This window comes from Sagittula sp. MA-2 (assembly GCF_030126985.1).
Classification (GTDB): Bacteria; Pseudomonadota; Alphaproteobacteria; order Rhodobacterales; family Rhodobacteraceae; genus Sagittula.
Genome location: NZ_CP126145.1, coordinates 1814544 through 1831242, shown reverse-complemented (window position 1 = coordinate 1831242; position 16699 = coordinate 1814544). Strand labels below are relative to the sequence as shown.

At 66.6% G+C, this 16699-nt stretch carries 16 protein-coding genes; 11 read left to right on the top strand and 5 right to left on the bottom strand.

Features of this window, described 5'->3' with window-relative positions; all coding sequences use genetic code 11:
- The first annotated feature begins 159 nt into the window (after positions 1 to 159).
- On the top strand, positions 160 to 336 hold the full coding sequence (locus QNI11_RS09135; protein WP_198521788.1) for a hypothetical protein: 177 nt from the start codon (positions 160 to 162) through the stop codon (positions 334 to 336).
- Complete coding sequence (locus QNI11_RS09130) at positions 314 to 961, top strand: DUF1638 domain-containing protein (protein ID WP_283983177.1); 648 nt, start codon at positions 314 to 316, stop codon at positions 959 to 961. Before QNI11_RS09135 ends, QNI11_RS09130 begins: the two co-directional genes overlap by 23 nt.
- 18 nt (positions 962 to 979) lie before the next feature.
- Here QNI11_RS09130 and QNI11_RS09125 read toward each other — a convergent pair whose 3' ends face one another.
- Positions 980 to 2410, bottom strand: a complete 1431-nt coding sequence (locus tag QNI11_RS09125; RefSeq protein ID WP_283983176.1) for a divergent polysaccharide deacetylase family protein — start codon at positions 2408 to 2410, stop codon at positions 980 to 982.
- Between the two features lie 190 nt (positions 2411 to 2600).
- On the opposite strand from QNI11_RS09125, the gene QNI11_RS09120 reads away from it, so the two are divergent.
- The 7 genes from QNI11_RS09120 (at position 2601) to lexA (ending at position 8106) form a co-directional block, all read left to right on the top strand.
- Complete coding sequence (locus QNI11_RS09120) at positions 2601 to 3182, top strand: aminodeoxychorismate/anthranilate synthase component II (protein WP_283983175.1); 582 nt, start codon at positions 2601 to 2603, stop codon at positions 3180 to 3182.
- A complete protein-coding gene (trpD, locus tag QNI11_RS09115) occupies positions 3179 to 4198 on the top strand; it encodes an anthranilate phosphoribosyltransferase (protein WP_283983174.1) in 1020 nt (339 codons plus the stop codon). The genes QNI11_RS09120 and trpD overlap by 4 nt, the downstream gene beginning before the upstream one ends.
- Positions 4195 to 4839 (top strand): uracil-DNA glycosylase, encoded by a 645-nt coding sequence (locus tag QNI11_RS09110; RefSeq protein ID WP_283983173.1) that lies wholly within the window; start codon positions 4195 to 4197, stop codon positions 4837 to 4839. Before trpD ends, QNI11_RS09110 begins: the two co-directional genes overlap by 4 nt.
- Entirely contained in the window at positions 4836 to 5639 is an 804-nt protein-coding gene (trpC, locus tag QNI11_RS09105) for an indole-3-glycerol phosphate synthase TrpC (RefSeq protein WP_283983172.1), read from the top strand. The genes QNI11_RS09110 and trpC overlap by 4 nt, the downstream gene beginning before the upstream one ends.
- 8 nt (positions 5640 to 5647) lie before the next feature.
- Entirely contained in the window at positions 5648 to 6124 is a 477-nt protein-coding gene (moaC, locus tag QNI11_RS09100; RefSeq protein ID WP_283983171.1) for a cyclic pyranopterin monophosphate synthase MoaC, read from the top strand.
- A complete protein-coding gene (gene glp / locus QNI11_RS09095; protein ID WP_283983170.1) occupies positions 6121 to 7290 on the top strand; it encodes a gephyrin-like molybdotransferase Glp in 1170 nt (389 codons plus the stop codon). Before moaC ends, glp begins: the two co-directional genes overlap by 4 nt.
- 120 nt (positions 7291 to 7410) lie before the next feature.
- A complete protein-coding gene (gene lexA / locus QNI11_RS09090; RefSeq protein WP_100930771.1) occupies positions 7411 to 8106 on the top strand; it encodes a transcriptional repressor LexA in 696 nt (231 codons plus the stop codon).
- On the opposite strand, the gene QNI11_RS09085 is transcribed toward lexA, so the two are convergent.
- Complete coding sequence (locus QNI11_RS09085; RefSeq protein ID WP_283983169.1) at positions 8100 to 10190, bottom strand: ComEC/Rec2 family competence protein; 2091 nt, start codon at positions 10188 to 10190, stop codon at positions 8100 to 8102. The genes lexA and QNI11_RS09085 overlap by 7 nt on opposite strands.
- A 93-nt stretch (positions 10191 to 10283) precedes the next feature.
- On the opposite strand from QNI11_RS09085, the gene gltX reads away from it, so the two are divergent.
- Entirely contained in the window at positions 10284 to 11705 is a 1422-nt protein-coding gene (gene gltX, locus QNI11_RS09080) for a glutamate--tRNA ligase (protein WP_283983168.1), read from the top strand.
- 83 nt (positions 11706 to 11788) lie between these two features.
- Complete coding sequence (gltA, locus tag QNI11_RS09075) at positions 11789 to 13084, top strand: citrate synthase (RefSeq protein ID WP_100930773.1); 1296 nt, start codon at positions 11789 to 11791, stop codon at positions 13082 to 13084.
- Positions 13085 to 13171: 87 nt separating this feature from the next.
- On the opposite strand, the gene QNI11_RS09070 is transcribed toward gltA, so the two are convergent.
- The 3 genes from QNI11_RS09070 to QNI11_RS09060 all read right to left on the bottom strand — a co-directional run bounded on the left by QNI11_RS09070 (position 13172) and on the right by QNI11_RS09060 (position 16653).
- Positions 13172 to 13948 carry an enoyl-CoA hydratase-related protein gene (locus tag QNI11_RS09070; protein WP_100930774.1) on the bottom strand — a complete coding sequence of 259 codons (777 nt, stop codon included), beginning with the start codon at positions 13946 to 13948 and terminating at the stop codon, positions 13172 to 13174.
- 246 nt (positions 13949 to 14194) lie between these two features.
- The gene (locus tag QNI11_RS09065; protein ID WP_373418431.1) at positions 14195 to 14689 is read right to left on the bottom strand and encodes a cytochrome c-type biogenesis protein CcmH; all 495 of its coding nucleotides are present in this window, start codon (positions 14687 to 14689) and stop codon (positions 14195 to 14197) included.
- Entirely contained in the window at positions 14686 to 16653 is a 1968-nt protein-coding gene (locus tag QNI11_RS09060) for a heme lyase CcmF/NrfE family subunit (RefSeq protein ID WP_100930776.1), read from the bottom strand. The genes QNI11_RS09065 and QNI11_RS09060 overlap by 4 nt, the downstream gene beginning before the upstream one ends.
- Positions 16654 to 16699 lie beyond the last annotated feature (46 nt).

Sequence of the window (16699 nt, the reverse complement as noted above, 5' to 3'; positions counted from 1 at the left end):
GGAGCCTAACCAACTCAACCCGCGCTCGTTGACGTAACGTCGTACAGCGCGATTGTTGAGCAATGTGCGACTTTGCCGATCCAGCACACGAAGCGTTGACAAGATTACTGTTTTACTCCTGCCAGCTTTGCCTCATATTGGGGGAGAGAGGAGATCGGAATGCCAGTGACATCCTTCGCCATGATTGTCTGTTCCGCGATCTGCGCGGCGGTACTTGCGCTTTGGGCCTTGTCGAGCTGGGGCATCCTGCCCGTCGTGCCGATCCTTCTTGTCCTCGTCCTCATCGCCCGCTGGGCGATGGCGCCCGTCCCTTATGACGACAGCACCTCTTCCTGACGACTCGACCCTGACCAGCGACGGGATGCTCCCTTCGGGCGAAGGGCGTGTCCTCCTGATTGCCTGCGGCGCGCTCGCTCGGGAGATCCTTGCGCTGAAACGGCTGAACGGGTGGGACCATATCGACCTCACCTGCCTGCCCGCCATCCTGCACAATGCCCCCGACCGCATCACAGACGCGGTGCGCGACGCGGTGGCCCGTCATAGCAAGGGCTATGACCGCATCGCCGTCGTCTACGCCGATTGCGGCACGGGTGGGTATCTGCAGGCCGCCTGCGCCGACCTCGGGGTAGAGATGATGGCCGGCCCGCACTGCTACGCCTTCTTCGACGGGCTCAACCGTTTCGCGGAGCGGGACGAGATCACCGCCTTCTACCTGACCGACTTCCTCGCGCGGCAGTTCGATGCATTCGTCTGGAAGCCGCTCGGCCTGGATCGGCATCCGGAGCTTCTGCCGATGTACTTCGGCCATTACGAGACGCTGGTCTACCTCGCCCAGACCGACGACCCCGCGCTGACCGCGCGGGCAAAGGCCTGCGCCGACCGGCTTGGCCTCGCCTTCGAACGGCGCTTTACCGGGTACGGCGAACTGGCCACAACACTGGAGCAATGGGCCGCCGCCTGAGGCCGTCGCGATGGCGCGTCACTCGGCAGGTGCCAGCGATTCCTTCAGCACGGTCGAGATCGGCACCAGCTCAATGGTGTTGCCCCGGTCCTGCAGTCCCCAGAGCAGCAGCGCCGAGATCGTGTCCGCCCTGAGCCGCCCCAGCATGACCACCGCGCCTTCCTGCCGCGCCCGGAACGCCGCCTGGTCAAGCGTCCGCCTGATCAGGCCCTGATCCTGCCCGTCGCCATCGAGGTCCCGGAACAGCGTCGCCGAGGGCACGCCCTCCTTCGCCGCCAGCTTCTGCGCCGTGTTCAGACCTTTCGGCACCATGACAAGCCCATGACCCGTCGAGCCGAGGAAGGCCGCCGCCTGCATCGACACTTCCCGGCTGTCCTGCAGGCCCCCCGACGGATCTTCCAGCACGCCCACGGCTTCGGGAATCGCGTCCAAGAGGCCAGTCAGGCTCACCTCGACATCCGACGCCACGGCACCTTCGGGCATGTCCGCCAGCGCCAGCACCTCGAACCCGCGCTCCCGATATCCCTCTGCCGCGCCCGTGGGATCGCGGTGCGCGGGCGAGATCGCAAAGCTGACCGGGAAGGGGAAGGTTTCCAGTTCCTTCGGTCCCATCGGGCCGGACCCGTCGTCGATCAGGATCAGCGCCATGCGCGGCACATCGGGCTGCGGGGTGAAAGGCGACGCGAACCTGACCAGCGGACTGTCCGCGCCAAGCGGATCGTCCACGGTTTCCGGCGCTTCGGATTCTTCGGTCGCTGGCGGAGCATCGGCCTCGGCCCCGATGGTGGGCAGGCGTCCTTCGGCCACCGCAGGTGCCCGATCAGCCAAGGAGCCCGCGGGCGTCCCGATGGAGGGCCTGTCGGATGCGTCTTCCGGATCCTCGGAGGCCAGCTCCGGCGCCTCCTCCGGTTCTAGCGTGACCGGCGCAGGGACCTCGGTCATGTCGGTTTCGACCGGCGGCGGCGCGTCTTCGGCAACTTCCGGCTCGTCCTCCGCCGCAGGTTCCGGCGGTGTGGCGACAGCAGCCGGGGGCGCGACGGGCGCTTCCCCTGTCACCGTGACCTGGGTGTCCGCTTCCGGCTCGACAGGAGGCCGTGGCGCATCCGGGCTTTCGCCAACATCCGGCGCGGGCGCGGCATCGGGCGCCTCGTCGACGGAGTCGGTCATTTCAAGCACGGAAGCCGGCGCTTCGGGCACGACGGCAGTCACTTCGGGGGCGCTTTCCTCTGCTGGCACGACGGCGACAACGTCTTCTTCGGCGGGGACGTCGGGCGACGGCATGTCCTCGGCATCCGTCACCGGCGCCGCGATGGTCTGGGACGGCGACGGCGTCGGCAAGACCCGTGCCCGGACATCCTCCGGAACGCCGGTGGCCAGCGACAATACCCCAGCTCCAAGGCCGGAGACGACGATACCCGCCACCGCTCCTGCCAGAAATCCCCGTGCCATGCGCCCGTACTCCCCTCTCTGCCCCGTTCACCTGCGGTCCTGCCGCTCACGCGTCGTGTCACGGATGCATTCTGCGGCACCCGTTGCCCCATGCCCATACCGTGGCCTCAAGCCCTTGACGCCGCAAGACCCTCCTGCGCATTTATACCGCGACCGAAGTGCCGCCCGCCACCCCCAGAAAGGCCGCGAAATGTTGCTCCTGATCGACAATTACGACAGTTTCACCTACAACCTCGTGCACTACCTCGGCGAACTGGGCGCCGATGTGCAGGTCTGGCGAAACGACGCGATCGACGTGCAGCAGGCCATCGCGATGAACCCCGCGGGCATCGTCCTCAGCCCCGGCCCCGGCACGCCCTCGCAATCCGGCATTTGTTGCGCACTGACCGAGGCGGCCGCCGAAACCGGCACGCCGCTGTTCGGCGTGTGCCTCGGACACCAGACCATCGGACAGGTCTTCGGCGGTATCGTGCAGAGACATACCGAAATCGTGCACGGAAAGATGGGCGAGATCCATCACAAGGGCGAAAGCGTCTTCGCGGGACTGCCCTCTCCGCTGCAGGCCACCCGCTACCATTCGCTTGTGGTTGACCGGGAGAGCCTGCCCTCGTGCCTTAAGGTGACGGCGGAGCTGTCCGACGGCACGATCATGGGGCTGGCGCATGAAAGCCTGCCGATCCACGGCGTGCAGTTTCACCCCGAAAGCATCGCGTCGGAGCACGGCCACGCCATGCTCCGCAACTTCCTCGACGTCCTGAAGGTGCCGGCATGAGCGACGATCTCAGACCGCTGATCGGGGCCTCCGCCGACCGCGCCCTGACCCGCGACGAGGCGGAGCGCGCCTTCAGCATCCTGTTCAACGGCGAAGCCACCCCCGCGCAGATCGGCGGGCTTCTGATGGCGATGCGCACGCGGGGCGAGACGGTGGACGAATACGCCGCCGCCGCCGCGGTGATGCGGGCGAAATGCAACAAGGTCCGCGCGCCGGAGGGGGCGATGGACATCGTGGGCACCGGCGGCGACGGCAAGGGCACGCTGAACATCTCGACCGCGACCGCCTTTGTCGTGGCCGGGGCCGGCGTGACCGTGGCCAAGCACGGCAACCGCAACCTGTCGTCCAAGTCGGGCGCGGCGGACGCACTGTCCCAGCTCGGGATCAACGTGATGCTGCCCGCCGACCGTGTCGAGAAGGCGCTGCAAGACGTCGGCATCTGCTTCATGATGGCGCCGATGCACCATCCCGCCATGGCGCATGTCGGCCCGGTCCGGGCCGAACTCGGGACGCGGACAATCTTCAACATTTTGGGGCCCCTTACGAATCCTGCGGGCGTGAAACGGCAGCTGACCGGGGCCTTCACCCGCGACCTGATCCGCCCGATGGCAGAGGTTCTCGGCAAGCTCGGGTCAGAGCGGGCATGGCTGGTGCACGGTTCGGACGGCACCGACGAACTGACCATCGCTGGCTTGTCGTGGGTGGCCTCCCTGGAAGAGGACGGCAGCATCCGGGAAGTGGAGTTGCACCCCGAAGACGCAGGCTTGCCCGAACACCCGTTCGAAGCAATCATCGGCGGCACCCCGGAACAGAACGCCAAGGCCATGGCGGCGCTGCTGGACGGCGTGTCTTCGGCCTATCGCGATGCGGTCCTGCTGAACGCCGCCGCTGCGCTGACCATCGCCGGCCGGGCCGCCGACCTGCGCGAAGGCGTGGCCCAAGCGGCCGAAAGCATCGATTCAGGCGCGGCAAAAGCGAAGGTCGCAGCTCTGGCGGCGGCCACTCAAGCGGCATGACCCCGCCTGAGAGCTGGAACCATCTGCCGTTTTTCGTGCAGGATCTGCCCCGTATTGCGGCGGATCTTGCCGGAAAGGCCGATATTCTGCCCCCCGACGCCCAACGCTTCGCGGCGCTGGAGGCCTGCGCGCCCGACGAGGTGAAGGTGGTGATCCTGGGTCAGGATCCCTACCCCACGCCGGGTCACGCCCATGGGTTCGCGTTTTCGGTCGCGCCGGATGTCGCCCTGCCGAGGTCGCTGAACAACATCTACAAGGAATTGACCGACGATCTCGGGTCCCGTCCGGCCAACGGCGATCTGCGCTTCTGGGCGGACCAAGGCGTGCTCTTGCTGAACACCGCGCTGACCGTTCCTGCCGGTCAGGCGGGCGGACATGCAAGGCTCGGATGGTCCGAACTGACGCGGCAAGTGCTGCACACCCTCTCCGACAGGCCGCGCGCCTTCCTGCTCTGGGGCAAACACGCGCAGGGGTTCGCCCGCGACATTAGAGGTGAGGGCCACCTCGTTCTGCAGACCGCCCACCCCTCGCCCCTGTCCGCCCGTCGCGGCTTTTTCGGCTCGCGGCCCTTTTCCCGCATCAACGACTGGCTTAAGACGCAAGGCGCCGCACCTATCAACTGGACCGGAGAGGCGCCATGACCCAGACGATCCTCGACAAGATCAAGGCCTACAAGCTGGAGGAGGTCGCCGCCGACAAGCGCGCCAAACCGCTGTCCGAGGTGGAGGCCGAAGCACGCGACGCGTCGCCCGTCCGACCCTTTGCCAAGGCGTTGTACCTGGCCGCCAAAACCGGCTACGGGCTGATCGCAGAGGTGAAGAAAGCCAGCCCCTCCAAGGGTTTGATCCGCGCCGACTTCGACCCGGCGCGGCTGGCGCAGGCTTATGAAGCCGGGGGCGCCACCTGCCTGTCCGTGCTGACTGACACGCCGTCCTTCCAGGGCGCCAAGGAGTTCCTTGTCGACGCCCGCGCGGCCACCACCCTGCCCGCCTTGCGCAAGGATTTCATGTACGACACCTACCAGGTGGCCGAGGCGCGCGCGCTTGGCGCGGACTGCGTCCTGATCATCATGGCCTCCGTATCTGACGCGCAAGCCGCCGAGCTCGAGGATGCCGCGAACGCCTGGGGCATGGATGCCCTGATCGAAGTTCACGACGGTGACGAACTCGACCGCGCGCTGGCCCTGAAATCGCCGCTGATCGGGGTGAACAATCGCAACCTCAAGACGTTCGAGACGACGCTGGACACCACGCGAACCCTGTCGAAGCGCGTCCCCGAAGGCCGCTTCCTGATCTCCGAATCCGGGCTCAACACGCCCGCCGATCTGGCGGACATGGCCGGCTATGGCGCCCGCGCCTTCCTGATCGGAGAAAGCCTCATGCGACAGGAAAACGTGCAGGAAGCGACCGAAACCTTGCTGAAAAACCCCGTCCCGGCCTGAGAGTGACCATGAGCGACCTGACGCATTTCGACGACCGCGGCGCAGCCCACATGGTGGATGTCTCCGACAAGGCGGTGACCGCCCGCGTCGCCACAGCCGAAGGCTGGGTCCGCATGGCGCCGGAGACATTCGCTCTCATCACCGAAGGCAACGCCAAGAAGGGCGACGTGATCGGTGTTGCACGACTGGCCGGGATCATGGGCGCGAAGAAGACGCCAGAGCTGATCCCGCTGTGTCATCCCCTGCCCGTGACAAAGGTGTCCGTCGATCTGGAACCCGATGCCGACCTGCCCGGTCTGCGCATCACCGCGACGGTCAAGACCACCGGGCAGACCGGGGTTGAGATGGAGGCGCTCACCGCAGTCTCGACCGCAGCGTTGACCGTCTACGACATGGTGAAAGCCGTGGACAAGGCGATGCAGATCGGCGGCATCCGTGTCATCCTGAAAGATGGCGGGAAATCAGGGCGTTACGAAGCGACATGATCTCGGTAGCGGAAGCCCTCGCGCAGCTCTTCTCGCTCGTGCGGCCGATGGAGATCGAAGAGGTCCCGTTGGTGTCCGCATCGGGCCGGACGCTGGCCCGCGCGGTTTCCGCAAGACGCAGTCAGCCGCCCTTTCCGTCCTCGGCCATGGACGGCTATGCGATGGCCGACGCCGCGCCCGGCAGGACATTGAACGTGATCGGCGAAAGCGCTGCGGGGCATCGTTTCGACGGCACAGTGTCCGCGGGCCAGGCCGTGCGCATCTTCACCGGCGCCCCCGTACCGGACGGTGCGACCCGTGTCGTGATCCAGGAGGACGTAACGCGCGACGGTGACCGCATCACGCTTGGCGACCGACTGGACGAAGGCACCAACATCCGGCCCGCTGGCACCGACTTTGCGGAAAATGCCCGTTTCGATGCACCGAAGACCCTTAGTCCGTTCGACATAGCATTGCTCGCCTCGATGAATGTTGACCGGGTGCCCGTCGCGCGGAAACCGCAGGTTGCCCTGATCTCAACCGGGGATGAGCTGGTGATGCCGGGCGAGACGCCGGGACCGGACCAGATCATCGTGTCGAACACCTTCGGCCTGCATGCGTTGCTGAGCGCTCACGGGGCCGCGCCGCGGATCCTGCCCATCGCCCGGGACGACAGGGCCTCTCTCCGGCACGCGTTCTCGCTGATCGACGACGCCGACCTGGTCATCACCATCGGCGGCGCGTCCGTCGGCGACCACGACCTTGTCGCCCCGGTGGCCGAGGAACTGGGGATCGAGCGCGCCTTCCACAAGGTGGCGATGCGGCCGGGCAAACCGCTGATGTCCGGCCTGCTTGGCGAGACGATGATGATCGGTCTGCCCGGCAATCCGGTGTCGGCCATGGTCTGCGGACAGGTCTTCGTGCTGCCGGTGATCCGTGCCATGCTGGGCCTACCCGCGCAGGCCGCCCCCCGCCGCTCTGCTCCGCTGGCCGAACCGCTGCCCGCGAACGGCGGTCGCGAACACTACATGCGGGCCGTTCTGGACGAAGACGGGCTGCGGGCGGCGACACGTCAGGACTCCAGCCTGCTGAGCGTTCTGAGCGGAGCCAATGCCCTGCTGGTGCGCCCCGTGGACGACCCCGCCCGCGAGGTGGGGGAGCGTGTGGATTACCTTCCGCTCACCTGACAGCAGGTCCCTCCGGCCCCAAACCCGTTGACACAAAACGGGAACATGCGTAGAACAAAAGTTAACGCGGCCTGCAAACGTTGGCCTGCGACGCAAAAGACCGGGTATGGGGGCGCGAGCATGCTGACCAAGAAACAACTGGACCTGCTGGATTTCATCAACAAGCGGATGACGCGTGACGGTGTGCCGCCCAGCTTCGACGAGATGAAGGATGCGCTCGACCTGCGGTCCAAGTCCGGCATCCACCGGCTGATCACCGCACTGGAAGAGCGTGGCTTCATCCGCCGCCTCGCCCATCGTGCGCGCGCCATCGAGATCGTCAAGCTGCCCGAGAGCCTCGGCGGTGCGCCGGCGGGCTTCTCTCCGCGCGTGATCGAGGGCGACCGCCCGGACAGCACGCCCGGCCGCGCGTCCGAAATCAACACGCTGGACGTGACGGAGTTGCCGATCATGGGCCGCATCGCGGCCGGTGTGCCCATCGAGTCGATCAACGACGAACCGCCGGGCATCGCCGTGCCGGGCATGATGCTGCAGGGTCAGGGCCGCCACTACGCGCTTGAGGTGCGTGGCGACTCGATGATCGACGCGGGCATCAACGACGGCGACGTGGTTGTGATCCGCGAAACCGGCGATGCGGCGGACGGCGACATCGTCGTGGCACAGATCGAAGGCTACGAGGCGACGCTGAAACGCTTCCGCCGGAAAGGCGACATGATCGTTCTCGAAGCGGCCAATCCGGCGTATGAGCCGCGTGTGCTGCCCCGGGGCGCGGTCAGCGTGCAAGGCCGTCTGGTCGGGCTGATCCGTACCTACTGAGCTGACGAGAAACGGAAAAGCGCCAGCCTGGGCCGCACCGGACTCGCGCCAAGCCACAGGCGCTGCCCGGCGCGCTCCCTCGCCGTCTCCACCCGCAATCCGTCCGACGTGCTCCAGAGCGCGACCGACCCGCTGGCGCCAAGCGTCACAGGATCGAAGACACGGCATTCGCCGTTGATGGCGATCTCGACGCTGCTGACGACGATCTGGCCGGCCTCGCAACGGGTCAGCAATTCGGCCGCGCGTTTGCCCTGAACATGGATCACCGGGCCGACTTCGCTCGCCGCTTCTGCCAGCCGATTGGCGACCGCCCCCGGCCACCGCTGCGCCGCATCCGCCTGCGTGCCGCCGCGTCCGTCGTTCTCCAGCCAGTTGTCGGCGATGAAGCCCGCCCCCTGATCGCGCGACAGGCCCCGGCCCTCAGCCGTCATGACACCGACCAGCGTGCCGTTGTCGGCGATCAGTACATCCGGCCTCTGGGTCTGGGACCAGAGCGCGACGGCCGCCGCCATGGGGATCAGCCCCGCGAGCCGCGCCCGCCCACGCCACAGGCAGAGGAACAGCCCGCCCGCCGCGATCATCGGCAGAGCGACCGGGTCGGGCGCCACGACAGGCCTCACCGATCCGGGCCAGTCCGCGACGACACGCGCGACCCCGAGGATCCAGTCCAGCCCGATCGCCATGACATGCAACGCCATCCAGTCCAGGCCGAACGGCATCAGCAGCCCCGCGACCACGCCCAGTGGCACGACGGCAACGCCCATCACCGGCACCGACACCAGGTTCGCCAGCAGTCCGTAGACCGACGCCTGGTTGAAATGCGCCATGCCGACCGGTGCCGTCGCCGCGCCCGCGACGGCGGACGAGACGATGACGGACAGCACCGGGCCCAGCCAGCCGGGCCATTTCCTGCCCGCGCGCGCGGCGCTCAGCCGTTCGAAGACCGCAACCAGCGCCGTCGTCGCGGCAAAGGACATCTGGAAACCCGGCCCCAGCAACGCCTCGGGCTGCAGGATCAGCACCACCAGCGCCGCGATGGCGACGGAGCGCAGCGATAATGCCCGCCGGTCCAGCAGCAGCGCGGTCAGTGCGGCGGCCACCATGATGAAGGCGCGCTCGGTCGCGACATTGCCGCCCGAGAGCGCGAGGTAGGCCGCCGCAGCCACAAGCGCGCCGACAGCAGCGATCTTCTTGACCGGCCAGTGGTGTCGCGCGCGGGGCACCAGCAACAGGGCGAGGCGCAGTGTGCCAAAGACGAAGCCCGCCAGCAGCCCCATGTGCAGCCCGGAAATGGCCAGCAGATGCGCGAGGTTGGTGTCCCGCAGGTCCTGCAATGTCTCCTTCCCCATGCCCGCACGATCCCCGGTCATGATCGCGGCGGCAAAGGCGCCGGTCTCCCCCTCCAGAACCGATTGCACATGCGCCGACAGCGCCATGCGCGCCCGGGTGATGGGCAGGCCGGAGAGCAGCCCTTCGGGTGGCGGTTCCAGCATCAGGACCGGCGTGCGCGTGTAACCCACGGCTCCGATCTGCTGAAACCAGGCATGGCGGCGGAAATCGAAGCCACCGGGCTCCACCGCGCCGCCGGGCGCACCGAGATGACCGGTCAGGATCACCGTCATGCCGGGCAGCGGATCCAGCGGTTGCAGGTCGCCATGCAGGGACACCCGGACATGGCGCGGCACGTCACCGGGGTCCATCCGCTCCAGCACCACCTGGTCCAGCGTCAGGCGCATGGCGTCAGAGGCGGAGCGGTCGATCTCCACCACGCGGCCTTGGATGGCGCCGTAGTAACGGAAGTCGATGACCGGGCCGGCAACAGCATGGGCGCGCAGCCCGGCGAGGCCGAATCCCACACAGATCAGCCCGAAGGCCGCCAGCAGCGGGCCGGCCACCTCGCCCCTTGCGTGCAGCACGATCAGCCCGCCCGGCAGGAACGCCAGCCACAACATGAGGACCGGCGGTTCCCACTTGATCTGGAAGTAGAGGCCGATCCCACAGCCCAGCATGACCGGCACCCATGGAAAGAGGCAGCCGCGCTGCGCCCCCATCGCTTCGGCGAACCGGCGGAAAAACCACGTCATCGGCAGGCAGACCCCTGCTTGCCCCGGCACCGGGGGCCGGGTTAGGTACGCGCAAACTCTATTCCCGCCATCCTTAGGATAAGGTTAACCAAGATGTCCGCCGCTCCGTCCCGGGTCGTCACCCGCTTTGCCCCTTCGCCCACCGGTTTCCTTCACATCGGTGGAGCGCGCACGGCCCTGTTCAACTGGCTCTACGCGCGTGGGCGGGACGGTTTGTTCCTGCTGCGGATCGAGGACACGGACCGCGCCCGCTCCACCCCCGAGGCGACGGAGGCGATCCTGAAGGGGCTGGCCTGGCTCGGCCTCGACCACGACGGCGAGGTCATCAGCCAGTTCGAGCGCGCCGACCGCCACGCCGAGGTCGCGCATGAGCTGCTGGCGAAAGGCGCGGCCTACAAGTGCTTCTCCACACAGGAGGAGATCGAGGCGTTCCGGGAGGCCGCCCGCGCCGAAGGCCGCTCCACCCTGTTCCAGAGCCCGTGGCGCCACGCCGATCCTGCCACGCACCCGGATCTGCCTTACGTCGTCCGCCTGAAGACCCCGCAGGAGGGCGAGACCGTGATCCGCGACGAGGTGCAGGGCGCGGTGAAGATCCGCAACGACCAGCTCGACGACATGGTGCTGCTGCGGTCCGACGGCACGCCGGTCTACATGCTGGCGGTGGTGGTCGACGATCACGACATGGGCGTGACCCACGTGATCCGCGGCGACGACCACCTCAACAACGCCGCGCGCCAGATGGGAATCTACACCGCAATGGGATGGGAGCTGCCCGTCTATGCGCACATCCCGCTCATCCACGGACCGGACGGCAAGAAGCTCTCGAAGCGGCACGGCGCGCTTGGCGCGGACGAATACCAGAAGATGGGCTACCCGGCCGCAGGTATGCGCAATTACCTCGCCCGGCTCGGTTGGAGCCACGGCGACGACGAATTCTTTACCGACGATCAGGCAAAAGAATGGTTCGATCTGAATGGAATCGGCAAGTCGCCCGCACGTTTCGACTTCAAGAAACTCGAAAACCTGTGCGGTCAGCATATCGCCGTCGCGGAGGATGCCGCGTTGCTGCAAGAAATCGAGGCTTTCCTCGACGCAACCGGGCGTGAACCGCTGTCCACGGAACAGCGCGACGGCCTGCTGCGCGGCATGTACAGCCTGAAAGAACGCGCCAAGTCCTTCCCGGAACTTCTTGAAAAAGCGGAATTTATCCTTGCATCCCGACCCATTTCGCCGGACGAGAAGGCAGAGAAGGCTCTCGACACGGTATCCCGTGGTATACTGGGCAAGTTGACGCCGCACTTGCAAAATGCTAGCTGGACGCGAGATGAATTGGAGGCGGAGATGAACCGCTTCTGCGAAGAACAAGGGACCAAGTTCGGCAAGCTTGCAGCGCCGCTTCGCGCGGCCTTGGCGGGCCGGTCCGTGACTCCTTCGGTCTTCGACATGATGCTGGTCCTGGGACAGGAGGAGAGCCTCGCCCGTCTTCAGGACCAGGCGGCCGACGGGGGCGCGTAACGCGCACCTCGGCCATGTGAGACCTACCCGGTCGGGCCGTCCGATGCGGCCCGGCTCCACCATTTAAGGCAAGGATGACAAGCATGGCTGACGCCCAGAAGACTGCGACTCTGACCCTGGAGGGCAAGAGCTACGAGTTGCCCGTCCACTCCCCGACCGCCGGCCCCGATGTCATCGACATCCGCAAGCTTTACGGTCAGGCCGGTGTGTTCACCTACGATCCGGGTTTCACTTCCACCGCGTCCTGCGATTCCACCATCACCTTCATCGACGGTGAAAAAGGCGAATTGCTGCACCGCGGCTATCCCATCGACCAGCTCGCCAGCAAGTCGCACTACCTCGAGGTCTGCTTCCTGCTGCTCTACGGCTACCTGCCGAAGGCCGAGGAGCTGGAGCATTTCGAAAGCACCATCACCCGCCACACCATGCTGCACGAGCAGATGCAGTACTTCTTCCGCGGCTTCCGCCGTGACGCGCATCCGATGGCGGTCATGGTGGGCGTGGTCGGTGCCATGGCGGCCTTCTACCACGATTCGACCGACATCAACGACGAGCGGGAGCGCGAGATCGCCTCGCACCGCCTGATCGCCAAGATGCCGACCATCGCGGCCTGGGCCTACAAGTACTCGATCGGCCAGCCCTTCGTGTACCCGCGCAACGACCTCGATTACGCGGCGAACTTCCTGCACATGTGTTTCTCCGTTCCGGCGGAACGCTATGACGTCGACCCGATCCTGTCGCGCGCAATGGACCGGATCTTCACGCTGCACGCAGACCACGAACAGAACGCCTCGACCTCCACGGTGCGCCTGGCGTCCTCGTCCGGGGCTAACCCCTTCGCCTGCATCGCCGCCGGTGTGGCCTGCCTCTGGGGTCCGGCCCACGGTGGCGCCAACCAGGCCTGCCTCGAGATGCTCAAGGAAATCGGCAGCCCGGAGAAGATTCCGGAATACATCGCCCGCGCCAAGGACAAGAGCGACCCGTTCCGGCTGATGGGCTTCGGCCACCGCGTCTACAAGAACTTCGACCCGCGCGCGACGGTGATGAAGCAGTCCGCCGACGAGGTGCTGGACCTGCTGGGAGTGGAGAACAACCCGATCCTCGCCACCGCGAAGGAGCTCGAACAGCAGGCGCTGGCCGACCCCTACTTCGCCGAGAAGAAGCTGTTCCCGAACGTCGACTTCTATTCGGGCATCATTCTCGAGGCGATGGGCTTCCCGACCTCCATGTTCACCCCGATCTTCGCGCTGTCGCGTACCGTCGGCTGGGTGTCCCAGTGGAAGGAAATGCTGGCCGATCCGCAGAACAAGATCGGCCGTCCGCGTCAGCTCTACCTCGGCGAAACCGCACGCGACTACGTCGATATCGAGAACCGCTGACATCGGTCAGATCAACAAGAAACCCCCGGAGCCTGCGCTCCGGGGGTTTTGCTTTGCAGTCGTCAGCGTGCCGTCAGGCCGTCCGGATCAGCGCCCTTCGTAGACGGCGGGCCTCTTCTCCATGAAGGCCACGACACCTTCCTTGAAGTCCCGCGTCTTGCCGCATTCCCCCTGCAGGCGCGACTCGACCGCAAGCTGCTCTTCCAGCGTGTTGTCCGTGGCGGCATAGAGCGCCTGCTTGACCCGCGCATAGGCCGCCGTCGGCCCCTTGGCGAGCGCCGCGGCACGTTGGGCCACATGGTCGCGGAACGTGTCGTCCGGCACGGCCTCCCAGATCATGCCCCATTGGTCGGCCTGCGTGGCGGTTACCTTCTCGGCAAACAGCGCGGCCCCCATGGCCTTGGCCAGACCGATCTGGCGCGGCAGGAACCATGTCCCGCCCGCGTCCGGGATCAGGCCGATCTTGGTGAAGGCCTGCATGAAAAAGGCGGACTCGGTGGCGATCACAACGTCGGCGGCCAGCGCGAGGTTGGCCCCTGCCCCCGCCGCCGCGCCGTTCACCGCGCAGATCGTCGGCACCGGGCAGTCATAGATCGACTTCAGCATCGGCACGTATTCGTCGCGCAGCACCCGTTCCAGATCGAGGTTGGCCGCCGTCTCCCGGTCGCCGAGGTCCTGGCCAGAGCAGAACGCCCGCCCCTCTCCGGTCATCACCACCACACGCGCCTCGCGTCCGCCCGCACCGAAGGCGTCGGCAATCTCGGCCCGCATCTGGGTGTTGAGCGCGTTCATGACCTCGGGCCGGTTCAGCGTGATCGTCGCGATATCGTCCTGAACGGCGTAATTGATCGTTTCGTAAATCATCGGGCATCTCCTCTGTCGGAGCGCATCAAACACCGGGGCGTGGGGATTGGCAAAGTGAAACGCCACGTCCCGAAGTCAGGATTTTCATGCGTGTTTGCCGTCTTGTCTGGCCCGAGACTTGAAGGCGATGCGGACGACCGAACATGGGCCGGTTTGATCGAATGAAGTACCCAGACGGCCCGATCACACAAAGCCTGCAAACACGGCTCAGACATGGGCGTGGCACGCCCGACATCCGCGGCTACGTCAGTTGTCCAGCAGTTCTTCCAGCCGCCGCCGCTCGTCGTCAGACAGCCCGTCCTGAACGGTTTCGGGGGCCTGCGACCGACGCCGGATATAGGCCACGCCCATCCCCATGGCGATCAGGAACATCAGCGGTCCGGCGGCCCAGAGCAGCCAGTTCCACCCGCCCGTCGTGGGCTTCAGCAGCACGAACTCGCCGTAGCGGTCGACGATGAAGTCCACGGCTTCGGCATCGGTGTCACCGGCCACAAGGCGTTCGCGCACCAGCAGCCGCAGGTCCCGCGCGAGCGAGGCGTTGCTGTCGTCGATGCTTTCGTTCTGGCAGACGAGGCAGCGGAGACCGGCGGAAATCTCACGGGCGCGGGCCTCAAGTGCCGGATCGTCCAGAACCTCGTCCGGCTGCACCGCAATCGCCACGCTGGCGACAAGGGCGAAGACCATGGCCAGCAGAACCAGCGGGCCCGTGAGCCGCAGCTTGATGCCAGACACCACGCTCATTCTGCCGGGACGCCCTGGATGCGCGCCGTCTTGCGGGCGCCCGCCGCGACGCGGTACCGCCGGTCGCTCAGGCTCAGCAGGCCGCCGATGGCCATCAGGATGCACCCGCCCCAGATCCAGTTCGCCAGGGGCTTGATGTAGGACCGCATGACCCAGCCGCCGTTGTCCTGCGGATCGCCGATCACGACGTAGACGTCACGCAGGAAACGGTAGTCGATGGCCGCTTCGGTGGTGGGCATCTGCTGCACCGGGTAGGTCCGCTTTTCCGGAAAGAGGCGCGCGACCTCGGTGCCGTCCTGCGACAGGATCACCTCGCCCGTCGTGGACATGTAGTTCGGTCCCTGCACGCGCTGCACGTCCGCCAGTTCGAGGGTGTAGGCGCCGACCTCGAAGGGCTCGCCCACCTGTGCGACACGGATGTCCTCCTGCTGCCAGGCCAGAAGGCCCGAGACGCCGAGGATCGTGATGCCAAGCCCCGCATGGGCTACGGTCTTGCCCCAGTCGGCGCGCGGCAGACGCAGAAGGCGGCTGACTTCCCGCTTCTGCCCCGTGCGGCTCCAGAGGTCGGTCAGAGCGCCGGCAATGACCCATGTGCCGAGGAAGACCCCCACCGGGCCAAGCAGGGTGCGTCCGGTCTGCATCGACCAGACGAGCCCTGCCAGCGCCACGGCAAGCACGAAGGCCGGGACCAGTTGCCGCGTGACACGGCTGAGCGACCCGCGCTTCCATGCCAGCATCGAGCCCACCGGCAGGATCAGGCCAAGCACGATCATGAACGGTGTAAAGGCCATCTCGAAGAACGGCGCGCCGACCGACAGTTTCCGGCCGAATGCCATCTCGGCGACCAGCGGCCACATCGTGCCCACGAAGACCACGAAGGAGGACACCGCCAGCAGGATGTTGTTCGCCACCAGCGCGGATTCCCGGCTGACGACGCCGAAGATGCCCTTCGCGTCCATGGTCGATGCGCGCGCCGCGAATAGCGTCAGCGCCCCGCCGGTGAAGAACACGAGAATGCCGAGGATGAAGACCCCGCGTTCGGGATCGTTGGCAAAGGCGTGGACGGAGGTCAGGACCCCCGACCGCACGATGAACGTCCCGATCAGCGAGAACCCGAAGGCCAGGATCGCCAGCAGCACCGTCCAGCTTTTCAGGGCCTCGCGCTTCTCGACCACAATGGCCGAGTGCAGCAGCGCCGCCGCGAAGAGCCAGGGCATGAAGGAGGCGTTCTCGACCGGGTCCCAGAACCAGAAGCCGCCCCAGCCCAGCTCGTAGTAGGCCCACCACGACCCCAGCGCGATGCCGATGGTCAGGAAGACCCATGCGGCCAGCGTCCACGGCCTCACCCAGCGACCCCAGGCGGCATCCACACGCCCCTCGATCAGGGCGGCGACGGCGAAGCTGAAGCAGATCGAAAGGCCCACGTAGCCGAGGTAGAGGAACGGCGGATGGAAGGCGAGCCCGGGGTCCTGCAGGAGAGGGTTCAGGTCCTGCCCGTCCAAGGGCGGAATCGCCATGCGCAGGAAGGGGTTGGACGTGAACAGGATAAAGGCGAAGAAGGCCGCGGCGATCAGCGACTGGATGGCCAGCACCCGCGCGCGGAGCGTCGGCGGCAGGTTGCCCCCGAACCACGCGGCCATCGCCCCGAAGAGCGCCAGGATCAGCACCCACAGCAGCATGGAGCCCTCGTGGTTGCCCCAGACGCCGGAGAACTTGTAGAGCAGCGGCTTGGCCGAATGACTGTTCAGCACCACGAGCCGCAGCGAGAAGTCGGACACCACGAAGGAATAGGTCAGCGCCGCGAAGGAGCCCGCCACCAGCAGGAATTGCGCGGTCGCGGCGGGTTCGGCCACGGCCATCCATCCCGGCCACCTTCGATGCGCCCCGATCAGCGGCACGGTCGCCTGCACGAGGCTGACGAGAAAGGCGAGGATGAGGGCGAAGTGTCCGAGCTCTGCAATCATACCGCCGGTTATAGGAGGCGGGCCAAGCCGGGCCAAATGAAATCGC